This window comes from Streptococcus ruminicola (genome assembly GCF_011387195.1).
GTDB classification, from domain to species: domain Bacteria; phylum Bacillota; class Bacilli; order Lactobacillales; family Streptococcaceae; genus Streptococcus; species Streptococcus ruminicola.
Genome location: NZ_CP046919.1, coordinates 1,558,655 through 1,570,615, shown reverse-complemented (window position 1 = coordinate 1,570,615; position 11,961 = coordinate 1,558,655). Strand labels below are relative to the sequence as shown.

At 38.2% G+C, this 11,961-nt stretch carries 9 protein-coding genes; all 9 read right to left on the bottom strand.

Annotated features, from left to right (window positions below; translation table 11 throughout):
* Nucleotides 1-70 precede the first annotated feature (70 nt).
* A complete protein-coding gene (locus GPZ88_RS08010) occupies nucleotides 71-553 on the bottom strand; it encodes a DUF2798 domain-containing protein (RefSeq protein WP_158913484.1) in 483 nt (160 codons plus the stop codon).
* Between the two features lie 290 nt (nucleotides 554-843).
* The gene (locus GPZ88_RS08005; RefSeq protein WP_074625902.1) at nucleotides 844-2,721 is read right to left on the bottom strand and encodes an ABC transporter ATP-binding protein; all 1,878 of its coding nucleotides are present in this window, start codon (nucleotides 2,719-2,721) and stop codon (nucleotides 844-846) included.
* Nucleotides 2,721-4,472: an ABC transporter ATP-binding protein gene (locus tag GPZ88_RS08000; RefSeq protein WP_166043978.1), complete on the bottom strand. Its 1,752-nt coding sequence runs from the start codon at nucleotides 4,470-4,472 to the stop codon at nucleotides 2,721-2,723. The genes GPZ88_RS08005 and GPZ88_RS08000 overlap by 1 nt, the downstream gene beginning before the upstream one ends.
* Nucleotides 4,465-4,911: a MarR family winged helix-turn-helix transcriptional regulator gene (locus GPZ88_RS07995; RefSeq protein ID WP_074563441.1), complete on the bottom strand. Its 447-nt coding sequence runs from the start codon at nucleotides 4,909-4,911 to the stop codon at nucleotides 4,465-4,467. The genes GPZ88_RS08000 and GPZ88_RS07995 overlap by 8 nt, the downstream gene beginning before the upstream one ends.
* A gap of 227 nt (nucleotides 4,912-5,138) precedes the next feature.
* Complete coding sequence (locus GPZ88_RS07990) at nucleotides 5,139-6,347, bottom strand: MFS transporter (protein WP_166044375.1); 1,209 nt, start codon at nucleotides 6,345-6,347, stop codon at nucleotides 5,139-5,141.
* Nucleotides 6,348-6,427: 80 nt separating this feature from the next.
* Nucleotides 6,428-7,285, bottom strand: a complete 858-nt coding sequence (locus tag GPZ88_RS07985) for an Rgg/GadR/MutR family transcriptional regulator (RefSeq protein WP_166043976.1) — start codon at nucleotides 7,283-7,285, stop codon at nucleotides 6,428-6,430.
* Between the two features lie 45 nt (nucleotides 7,286-7,330).
* The gene (locus GPZ88_RS07980) at nucleotides 7,331-9,250 is read right to left on the bottom strand and encodes an ABC-F family ATP-binding cassette domain-containing protein (RefSeq protein WP_166043974.1); all 1,920 of its coding nucleotides are present in this window, start codon (nucleotides 9,248-9,250) and stop codon (nucleotides 7,331-7,333) included.
* 77 nt (nucleotides 9,251-9,327) lie between these two features.
* Nucleotides 9,328-10,041, bottom strand: a complete 714-nt coding sequence (locus tag GPZ88_RS07975; RefSeq protein WP_166043972.1) for a matrixin family metalloprotease — start codon at nucleotides 10,039-10,041, stop codon at nucleotides 9,328-9,330.
* A gap of 120 nt (nucleotides 10,042-10,161) precedes the next feature.
* Nucleotides 10,162-11,823 carry a ribonuclease J gene (locus GPZ88_RS07970; protein ID WP_166043970.1) on the bottom strand — a complete coding sequence of 554 codons (1,662 nt, stop codon included), beginning with the start codon at nucleotides 11,821-11,823 and terminating at the stop codon, nucleotides 10,162-10,164.
* Between the last annotated feature and the right edge of the window lie 138 nt (nucleotides 11,824-11,961).

Here is an 11,961-nt window from a genome sequence, read left to right as displayed (position 1 = left end):
TTTCACACCATTTTCAACAGAATTTCCAAGTTTGTACAAAAAAGCTGGAAGATACCTTCCAGCTTTTACTTTATTCTGTTACTTCGACAGGCACTTCTGCTAAAATTCCTTGTTTTTGAATTTCTCCGAGGAAGAAACGCGCAATTGGACCAACGATTAAGAAATTATAAGGTAAGGCCACGACAAAGTTTGTAATCCATGTACGTCCATATAATGGAAGAGAAATAGCTGAAAAGCCATGACTAAAGACCATTCCATAAAGTGACATGCAAGTTACCATACCAAGAACCATGCACCCTGACACTGTAAGGATTTTTACTAATTGATGTTTTAAACCACTTGGCAGAATTCCAAATGCGATTTTTTTAGCGATTGGTCCAACAATTAGAGTATCTAAAATGAAAGCAACGATAAACCCAGGAATGAATCCTAGAAAAACGTGTTTCCATGAAAATGCTCCTGCAACGAACAAGTTCCACATACTCATTCCGAAAACCATCATTCCACACATCAAACACGTAAATACCATTGCTTCTTTAAAATTACGAGGCATTTTATTCTCCATTCATTTCATTTTTTATCAACCCTCAACCTAGGTCGGCGTACAACAACATGTCCTCCGCTAGGATAGTGCCTGAATGGATTTTTTGCTCCAACACTTCTCCAATCAACTCCAGTTTACAGTCAACAGGATTCAGTCTACCATAAAAAAATTTTCTTCGTAAGTGATTTTTGCCAAAAAATAAAAGTAAACGTTTTACCTGAAAAATCAATCTAAAAAACTAACAAAAAACACCTCCTGCAAAAGGACTGAGCCATTTTACAAAAAGGTGTTTTGATATGTTATTCGCTGATGGCGTTACCTGTGTAGAGTTGATAGTAACGGCCTTTTTGAGCGATTAATTCGTCGTGGTTACCACGTTCGATGATGCGTCCTTGTTCAAGAACCATGATGCAATCCGCATTGCGAACTGTTGACAAACGGTGAGCGATGACGAAGGTTGTACGACCTTTCATAAGAGCATCCATACCTTCTTGAACATGAACCTCTGTACGCGTATCGATTGATGAAGTTGCTTCATCAAGAATCAAAGCTGGTGGATTAGCCACAGCCGCACGCGCAATCGCAAGCAATTGACGTTGTCCTTGAGAAAGATTGCTTCCGTCACCTGTCAAAACAGTATCATAACCTTCAGGCAAGCGTTTAATGAAATCATGCGCATTTGCCAATTTTGCAGCATCGATACATTCGTCATCAGTTGCATTTAAACGTCCGTAACGGATGTTATCCATAACTGTACCAGTGAAAAGGTGGGTATCTTGCAATACAATCCCTAAACTACGACGAAGATCTGCTTTTTTGATTTTACGGATATTGATGCCATCGTAATGAATCTTACCTTCTTGGATATCGTAGAAACGGTTAATCAAGTTCGTAATGGTTGTTTTACCAGCACCAGTTGAACCGACAAAGGCAATCTTTTGGCCAGGTTCTGCAAAAAGATTGATATCATGAAGCACCATCTTATCATCATTGTATCCAAAGGTAACGTCTGTGAAAGTCACGCGACCTTCTTGCTTGTGGTAAGTCACTGTACCATCTTCATGTGGATGTTTCCATGCCCATGTACCAGTTGCTTCTTCAACTTCTTGAAGATTTCCATCAGCATCTTCTTTGGCATTGACCAATTCAACATAGCCTTCATCAACTTCAACTTCAGCGTCAAGCAATTTGAAGACACGGTCTGCCCCTGCCATCGCCATAACTACAGAGTTGATTTGTTGGCTGATTTGAGTGATTGGGTTAGTAAATCCACGGTTCAATGCAAGAAAAGAAACCAAAGTCCCCAAAGTTAAACCTGCATAACCATGAAGTGCCAAAGCCGCACCAAGCATAGCACAAAGAACATATGAAATGTGTCCAATGTTAGCAGACACTGGCATCAAGATATTGGCAAAAATATTGGCATTTGTAGCTGAATGACGGAGTTCTTGGTTGAGTTTGCGGAAATCTTCTTTGGCACGTTCTTCGTGGTTAAAGACTTTAACGACTTTTTGACCGTCCATCATTTCTTCGATGAAACCATTAACGCGACCGAGGTCATTTTGTTGGTCATGGAAATATTTTGATGATTGCGCAGCGATTTTACGAGCTACATAAAGCAAAACAATAACCATGAAAACTGACAAGGCTGACAATGGCACATTTAGAACTAACATGCTGACAAAAGTTGTCAAAATCGAAAAGCTTGAGTTGACCACTTGCGGGATACTTTGCCCGATCAATTGACGAAGGGTATCAACGTCGTTGGTATAGATTGACATGATGTCCCCGTGAGCATGCGTATCAAAGTACTTGATTGGCAAGCTTTCCATATGCGTAAAGAGGTCAATACGAATACGACGCATTGTTCCTTGTCCGACATAAACCATCAAACGGTTATAAGTGTAAGTACTTGCTACCCCAATAATCCCAATAATGATAAGTTGGAAAATAGCATGCGCTAAACCAGAAAAGTCAGGATTTTTAGCAGCCAAAAGAGGTGTGACATAACTATCAATCAAGGTTTGCATGAACAAACTAAAACGAACCATACAAAGCGCAGCAATCAAAATCAAGACGAAAACAGCCATGAAACGCCATTTATAATTCTTAATCACATAAGCCAAAACACGTTTTAGTGTGGCTTGTTTGTTCACTTCTTTTTTAGGTTGAGACATTAGTTATTACCTCCTTCCTCATCAAAATCACCGCTACCTTGTTGTTGAACCTCATTGATTTCACGATAGATAGCATTTGTTTTAAGTAATTCATCATGGCTAGCGAAGCCTGAGATTTTACCATCATCAAGAACCAAAATCTTATCAGCGTGTTGCACACTTGAGATACGTTGTGCAATGATAATTTTTGTTGTTCCTGGGATAGTTTCTTCAAATGACTTACGAATATTGGCATCAGTGGCAGTATCCACGGCACTTGTTGAATCATCCAAAATCAAAACTTTTGGTTTTTTAAGCAATGCGCGGGCAATACATAGACGTTGCTTTTGACCACCAGAGACGTTGCTTCCGCCTTGCTCAATCCAAGTGTTATATTTGTCAGGGAAACGTTCGATAAATTCGTCTGCACAAGCTTGGCGACAAGCTTCCATACATTCTTCGTCAGTTGCATTTTCATTCCCCCAACGAAGGTTATCAAGAATAGTTCCTGAGAAAAGGACATTTTTTTGAAGCACTACGGCAACTTGGTCACGAAGAACTTCCAAATCGTATTCGCGAACATCGTGTCCACCAACTTTAACTGACCCTGCATCCACATCATAAAGACGAGAAATCAAGTTAGCAAATGATGTCTTACCAGAACCAGTACCACCGATAACACCGATGATTTCACCAGATTTGACACTAAGGTCAATGTCAGATAACACTTCTTCTCCACCACCGTGTTTGTATGAAAAATGCACGTGGTTAAATTCAATGTTTCCATTTGGAACTTCCATCAATGGATTTTCAGGATTCACGATATCAGCTTTTTCATTAAGCACTTCTGCAATACGTTCGGCACTGGCTGTACTCATTGAAACCATAACCATAATCATTGACAACATCATAAGAGACATCATCATGGCAAAGATATAAGACATCAAAGAAGTCAATTCACCTGTTGTAAGTGTTCCGCCAACGATAAACTGTGCCCCAAACCATGACAAGCAAATGATACATCCGAAGATAATTGTCATCATAACTGGAACGTTAAAAATGATGATTTTTTCAGCTTTAACAAATAAACGGTAAATATTTTCAGCAGCCTTCGTGAATTTTTTATTTTCATATTTTTCACGTACAAATGCTTTAACCACACGAATGGCAGAAATATTTTCCTGAACGCTGGCATTCAAATCATCGTATTTACGGAAAACGTAATTGAAAGTTGTCATAGCCTTACGCATGATAAATAGAAGCGATGCTCCCAAAATCAAGACAGCCGCAAGGAAAATCAAACTCAAACGTTGGTCCACCACAAAACACATAATCATACTAACAACGATTGTCAGCGGTGCACGCACAACGATACGAATAATCATTTGATAAGCATTTTGCACATTTGTAACGTCTGTTGTCATACGAGTGACAAGACCAGCTGTACTGTATTTATCAATATTTGAAAAGGCGAAGGTTTGAATATTTTCATACATTCCTTCACGCAAATTAGCAGCAAACCCAGCTGAGGCTTGCGCAGCGAATTTACCAGCCAAGAAACCAGTTGTCAAGCCACATGAAGCAAGAACCAACATTAAAATTCCGTACTTCATGGCAACAGCTAAATTCCCAGCTTGTACCCCTTGGTCAATTAACTTAGCAATGACAAAAGGGACTGACATATCGAAGAAAACCTCTAAAGCTGCACACAAAGGAGCTAATAAAGATGGTGTCTTATACTCCTTGACTTGAGCTAAAAGAGTTTTAATCATTCTCGTCACCTCTTTCTACAACATTATAATAAGCTCGTTCGAGCAATGAATGAAATGTTTCTTGATCTTTATCAAAAAAGCCTCTAATGATATCGTCTTCAGACTCTTCCAAGTGACCACAAACCAGCATAATCAAGTCCATGCCCTTATCAGAAATACGCACTTTCTTGATACGCTTGTCTTTTTCATCCTGACCTGTAATAACTAATTCCTTTTGTTCCAAACGCGAGATAATCCCAGCCATGGTTGGTTGCGACACTTCAAATTCTCTCTCTAATTCCTTATAAGTACAACAATCCTTGTCATCTTTTAAATACAACAACACCCAAGATTGCATAATGGTGATATTATAAGGCTTTAAGAAATTGTTCATATTTTGTTCCAAACGATGCGCAATTCGCTTAACAAGCCAACCATATGGAGCATTTTTAGGATTCATAGTAACCTCCAACAATAAAAAAGCAATTTCAAAAAATGCCACTCCAAACCAGCAGGCACTCTTTAAGATTTGCTAAACATTTCATTTTATTTCCAACACTATTATAAAACTTTAAAGATGAAAGTCAATAGCCTGCTATCGATTTTTTAAAAAACTAAAAAATGATATGCAAACTTATCCAAAATTAGCATATTGCCAATCCCAGACAGCTGCATACCATTAAAGAGTTACCCTTCTTTTTCGTGAGATAGTTTCAATCGTTTGTTGCTATAACATAATCCTACCATAGCTAATAGAAAAACAGCTAAGCCAATAATGATAAAACTATAAGCCGAAATACTACTTCTTATCAAAGTCATCACTAAAGTTCCTAATGGCATAAATAGAATCGCTAAAGTATAAATACTTGAAATCACTCGTCCCATATACTCATTAGCGACACGACTTTGAACTTGACTAAAGAAATGAATATTAAAGATAGTTTCAAAAAGACTGTAAAACAACACTCCAGAAAAACTCAAAAAAATAGGCAAACCTGTTAAGGGTGAAATAGCCAAAACAGTTATTCCTAGCCCGCTAAACCCTAATGCCCATAATAATGCTGATATCGTATTAGGAACTCTTTTGGACACTATCGCACCGAAAATAGAACCAACTGCCGATAAACTAAGGAGTGTCGCATAAGCACTCGACATTTTAAAAATACTAGAACTAAAAGGCAATAAATAAGTCAGCATTGCCAAGAAAAGATTTACCGTTGTAGCCATTATCAAAAGAAAAAATATCTCTTTTTGAGCAACAATATATAAAAATCCTTTCCAAATATCTTTAAGAATCTCTCTAGATGTTAAATTCTGTCTGATTTCGTGTCCAACATAGTCAACATGCCTAATCATCAGCAGACAAAGAAAAGAAATCCCAAAAGTCAAACTATCCACAATTAAAGTCCAACGAATCCCCAAATAATGGTAAATAAGAAATCCTAATAGAGGTGAACTCACCTTAATGATTTGAACAGAGGTTTCTAAATACGAATTATAACTAACAAGCTTCTCTTTTTTGACAACCTCAGGAACATAAGCTCGATAAGCTGGGTTAGAAAAAGCATTCGATACAGCAAGCAGCATATTTGCCAGAATCAAACCGTATAACATCAAGCGATTACTAGGAATAAATGCCAAGATTACACACAGCAAAGCACAAAGCCCATCAGTCCAAAGCAAAATCTTGCGACGCCTAAACCTATCTGCAATTGCTCCACCAAATGGATTAAGGATAATAGCAATCACAACTTCGACAATTTGGTAAATTCCCAACATCTTTTGTCCAAAACAGCCCATGGACGCAATCCAACTGCTATTCCCATAATCATATAAAACATCTCCAAGTTTGTTAACTGCCCTACTTGCTAAAAGTTTTAAACTGTTTTTCTCCACTTTCATCCCCCTTAAATCTTTTCCATTATTATAAATGAGATTTTTAAGGGAATAAAAAAATTCCCGAATACGAGAATTTTTCATTTTAAAACTTTTTCCATATGAGATTGATAGTGTTTCGCGTGATTGATAGCACCAGTCACTTCAAAACAAAAAATGGCATTTTTCATATCATCTATCCCGCTGAAATCACCTTTAGCATATTTTAAGAAGCCCTTTTCGTAGAGAAAAACCGTACGGTGATAAGCATTTCGCTCATTTGACAATAACTTTTCAGCTTCTTTCTCAAAAAAGCTCGCTTCCTCTAATTCCCCACGCTCTGTGCAAATCTCTATCATATTAATCAAGGTGCATTCAACCAAATTTCGATTCGTTGAAATCTCAGAATAATAATCGACTCGTTTCAGAATTTCTCTAACCATGCGACTCATCAAAGGAGTTGGATAAAAGGTGTAAAAATTACCAATTAAGATTAAATCACCAATTTCCCAGTTTTCTTTTTGAAAGAGGTAATCAATCACAAAATCCAAATCCTCTTTTGACATAGTACGAGTGTCATCGCATTGGCAAATCATGCCTCGAAAGAGAATGATATTAAGCTTTGCTTGGATATCGGTAAAATCTTTTTCAAGTTTCTTTTGTTCCTCTTGAATCATTTTCTCCAAGCCTTGAACATTCTTCTGATAATGGTAAACAGCCATTTGAGACATCAATTTCTTCTGTCCATGTTTTTTGTAGTTATTGGCTCGATTCATGAATTCATCAAGTGAAAGTTGAATGGCTTGCAAGGCTAGAAGAAATTTATTTAGAGAAATATCGGACTCACCTCGTTCAAAACGCGATAGCTGTGAAATGGATAAATCATCGCAGGCTACCTGCTTCAAAGAAAAACGACGATTGATTCGAGATTCTTTAAAGATTGGTCCATAATCTTGCATAAATTCTCCTTTCCCCACTTCAGCATTACACTCATTAGGTCAATTTCACCCCTCAACTTTTTCGCTGAGTTCTTCCCATTCAAGCATAAGATTTTCCTGTTGTTCAGTTAGTTCATCGAGTTCTTTTTGCAAATCAATTAGCTCGCTCGCTTCATTTGTAGCAAGCATGGCTTGGTTGATTTCCTCTTCACGCGCTTCAATCTCTTCTAATTGATTTTCGATTTCAGCAATGCGACGTGTGAGTTTGCGAAGTTCTTTTTGATTGGCTTTTTGCGCTTGATAATCATTTGCGGGCGCTTTTTCAACGACTACAGTTGTTTTTTCTTGCGCTTCTTCTTCCTTCATGCGAGCCAATTCTTCCAGCTCTGCTTTTTTCTCAAGGTAATAATCATAATCACCTAGATAAAGTGTTGAACCTTCTTCAGAGATTTCAAGCACTTTCGTTGCCACACGGTTAATGAAATAACGGTCGTGACTGACAAATAAAAGTGTGCCGTCAAAATCAATCAAAGCATCTTCCAAAACTTCCTTACTGTCGATATCCAAGTGGTTGGTTGGTTCGTCAAGGATAAGGAAGTTGTTGTTTTGCATTGACAATTTAGCCAAAAGCAAACGAGCGCGTTCGCCACCAGAAAGCATGCTAACCGATTTTTTAACGTCGTCACCTGAGAATAAGAAAGCACCAAGACGATTTCTAATTTCAACTTCTGGTGTTGTTGAAAAATCATTCCAAAGCTCATCAAGTACAGTATTGGTACGAGTCAAGTTTGATTGTGTTTGGTCATAGTAACCCACTTCGACGTTGGCACCGTAAGTTGATGTTCCTTTGATAAATGGAATCTGACCGACGATTGATTTAATCAAAGTTGATTTTCCAATACCATTTGGTCCAACGATGGCGATGGCATCAAATTTCTTAACATCAATGTTGATTGGTTCAGATAAGATTTGGTTGTCATAGCCAATAGCAGCATCTGCCACTGTCAAAACAACGTTACCTGATACTTTGTCTGCATGGAAGGTCATGTTAGCAGATTTTTGACCAGCTGACGGTTTATCCAAGCGTTCCATTTTTTCCAATTGTTTGCGGCGGGCTTGCGCACGTTTTGTCGTTGAAGCACGCACAAGATTACGTTGCACAAAATCTTCCAGCTTAGCAATTTCTTTAGCTTGTTTTTCGTAATTTTTGGCTTCAAGTGCCAATTTCTCAGCTTTCAAATCCATGAATTTTGAGTAATTACCAACATAACGATCAAGCGAATGTTTTGTCAAATCAAGCGTCACTGTCGCAACTTTATCTAGGAAATAACGATCGTGGCTGACAATAATCAATGCACCTTGATAATTGACCAAGTAATTTTCAAGCCAAGCAATCGTTTCGATATCCAAGTGGTTGGTTGGTTCGTCAAGTACAAGAAGTTCAGGCTTTTCAAGCAACATTTTAGCAAGAGCCAAGCGCGTATTTTGACCACCAGACAACTCAGAAATTTTCATTTGCCACATCGATTCATCAAATTTGAAGCCGTTCAAAATGGCTTTGATTTCTGCCTCGTAAGTGAATCCACCTTTAACACGAAATTCTTCTGATAAACGGTCGTAATCCGACATCAATTTATCAAAAGCATCACCTGTTAGCTCTGCCATTTGCATTTCCATCTTACGAAGTCGAGATTCCATGCTGCGCACATCATCAAAGACATGCAACATTTCATCAAAAATGGTATTTTCTGACTCAAAACGACTATCTTGCGCCAAGTAAGACAAGCTCAAGTCACGTTTTGTATTGATTTCACCTGATGTTGGTGCTTCTTCACCGACTAAAATTTTAAGCAAAGTTGATTTACCAGCACCATTTCGCCCAACAAGCGCAATGCGGTCTTTTTCATCAACTTGAATATTAATATTGTCAAATAAGACATCGCCCGAAAATGAGCGTTCAATTTTGTTTCCTTGTAAAATAATCATAGTTCTATTTTAACAAATCCTCACTCGTTAAACTAGGATAATATCAAAAAATCTGCTCAAATGAGCAGATTTCATTACTATTGATTATAAATCGATTGCACTTTTTGGATATCAACCGTTTGAATGCTGTAGTATGATCCTGAAGACTGCATGACAGATTCTTCCTTATCGTCGTGGTCAAGCCCAATCGCGTGTCCCAATTCGTGCTCTGCTGTATAGACGATACGATTATGCGTGTAGCCATAATCATTATCAAGCAAGTAATAGGTATTTAACTTAACGTCCACATGCGTAATCTGATTAGTCAGCGCATTGGTTTCGGTCTCAGCAAGCCCTGCTGCTTTCGAGCTTGCATCAGAGTATTCCGTCGCAACAATATCAGCTGAACTTTCATCATTCACAAGCGTAAAAGTAAAAGCCCCCGTTGCATTCCAAGCACTGATGGCTTCTTCATAAGCATTTACCAAAGTTTTATTGGTCGTTTTAACATAAACCGTCGCTGAATTACTTGACCAACGTGCTCCAGAATAATGCGTGAAATCATCCGTTGACAATTCTTTTAAGTTAGTGGCAATATCGTCTTTATTGTCTGCAAAATAAGTCGTCACACTGTTTGCAATATTTGAAATAGAATTTGCTAACTGCGAGCTACTGTTATTAGCATAATAAAGCAGACCAAAACAAACAATAGCAAACAGGACGATGGTCTTGATAATTGCCCAGAAAAAACTCCAAATAATATTAATAATAAGACTTGGAATAAAGAAGATAATCTTAAATAATGTTCTCATACATAGCCTTTCTTTATCGGGTTTTTAGATAAACAAATTACCCTGGGCTTTAGTATAACAAGCAAAGCTTAAAAAAACAAGAAAAAAGAGGATTGAGCATTGCTCACCCTCCCTTTATTTTTATCTTACTTCCATGACGACTGGTAAAATCGCTGGGCGACGTTTTGTTTGGTCAAATAAGAACTTAGCGACTTCATCGCGAACAGCTCCTTTTAATTCACCCCAGTCAAAGTTTTCTTGTTCAAGATAATTTTCAACAGTTTGGTTAACCAATTCAGCTGATTCACGAAGGATATCACGACTCTTCTTAACGTAAACAAATCCGCGCGTGTGAATTTTCGCTTTTGATACAATTTTCTTTTCGCGTTTGTTAACAGTCAAAGCAACGATGAAGATACCATCTTCTGACAAGACTTTACGGTCACGAAGAACGATGTTACCAACATCACCGATGGCATTACCATCAATCATGACATCACCTGCTGGCACACTACCTTCATGGTTGAAACCATTTTTACCAAGAACCATGACATCACCACGTTTAACGATGTAGATGTTTTCAGGGTACATTCCCACTTCTTGTGCCAATTCAGCATGAGCTGCCAAATTACGGTACTCACCTTGAACTGGGAAAAGGTATTTCGGTTGAAGAAGGTTAAGCATCAACTGCAAATCACGTCCATTGGCATGACCTGAGACATTAAGTGTCTTCGTAATAAGGTTAACCGTACCACCAGCTTTGTAAATAAGGTTTTCAACACGCGCAACCGCTGCTTCTTTTGAAAGACTTGGTGTTGTAACGATGTAAACCAAATCACCATCTTTAATTTGAACATAACGGTGACGACCAAGTGCCATTTTATGTAGACCATTGATTGGTTCACCCATACGACCAGCTTCAAGAATAATCAATTCATGGTCTTCGTATTTGTGCATGTCTTTTGGTTTGATGATTAATTTTTCATCAACCAAACGAAGACGTTTCATACGAATCGCTGTGCGAACAATGTTTTCAGCGTCAAAACCTGTAAGAACCACACGACGACCGTATTCAGCAGCTGAATCAAAAACTTGTTGGATACGAACAAGGTTTGAAGCAACGGCAGCGATGATAACACGACCTTCAGCATCAGCAATAGCGCTATCCATTTCAGCAGCAACTTCTGCTTCACTAGCTGTCATGACGTGGCTTGTAGCATTCGCAGAATCAGAAAGAAGGGCAAGAACACCTTCACGTCCAATTTCTGTCAAACGTCCCAAGTCAGTGCGGTAATATTTACGCGCAGCTTGGTCAAACTTAAAGTCACCAGTATAGACAATATTTCCTTCATCGGTACCAACTACAATCCCTAGACTTTCAGGAACTGAGTGAGTTGTTTTGAAGAATGAAATTGTAGCATCTGCAAATTCAATTTCAGTTTCAGCGTCGATAACGTGGAAATTATTGAATTTCTTAACGTTGTTATTTTTCTTAACAAAGAGCTTCGCTAACTCAATAGTAAGTGGTGAACCAAAGACTGGCGCTTTGAATTCTTGCAAAATATAAGGCAAAGCTCCGATAGCATCGGCGTGCCCGTGTGTCAAGAAAATCCCTTGCACACGTTTTTTGTTTTCAATTAGGTAATCAAGGTTTGGAATGACTTCATCCACACCAAGTTGTTCATTTTCAGGATACTTCAGTCCAGCATCCAAAACGAAAATTGAGTCATTAACTTCTACCACATAGAGGTTTTTCGCATTTTCACGAACCCCACCTAGGGCAATAATTTTAATATCGCTCATGACGATGTTTTCTCCTCATTTTATTTTTTTATACGTGCAAACCATGTTTGCTTATTTCTTTACTAACGGTCCTTGCCTCCAAAAAGGTTAGCAAGTCGAATTACAGCAATTTAATTGTAACATATTTTCAGAAGATTT

Coding starts and splice junctions, on each gene's coding strand:
- GPZ88_RS08010 (WP_158913484.1), bottom strand. CDS start 553: ATGCCTCGTAATTTTAAAGAAGCAATGGTATTTACGTGTTTGATGTGT.
- GPZ88_RS08005 (WP_074625902.1), bottom strand. CDS start 2,721: ATGTCTCAACCTAAAAAAGAAGTGAACAAACAAGCCACACTAAAACGT.
- GPZ88_RS08000 (WP_166043978.1), bottom strand. CDS start 4,472: ATGATTAAAACTCTTTTAGCTCAAGTCAAGGAGTATAAGACACCATCT.
- GPZ88_RS07995 (WP_074563441.1), bottom strand. CDS start 4,911: ATGAATCCTAAAAATGCTCCATATGGTTGGCTTGTTAAGCGAATTGCG.
- GPZ88_RS07985 (WP_166043976.1), bottom strand. CDS start 7,285: ATGCAAGATTATGGACCAATCTTTAAAGAATCTCGAATCAATCGTCGT.
- GPZ88_RS07980 (WP_166043974.1), bottom strand. CDS start 9,250: ATGATTATTTTACAAGGAAACAAAATTGAACGCTCATTTTCGGGCGAT.
- GPZ88_RS07975 (WP_166043972.1), bottom strand. CDS start 10,041: ATGAGAACATTATTTAAGATTATCTTCTTTATTCCAAGTCTTATTATT.
- GPZ88_RS07970 (WP_166043970.1), bottom strand. CDS start 11,823: ATGAGCGATATTAAAATTATTGCCCTAGGTGGGGTTCGTGAAAATGCG.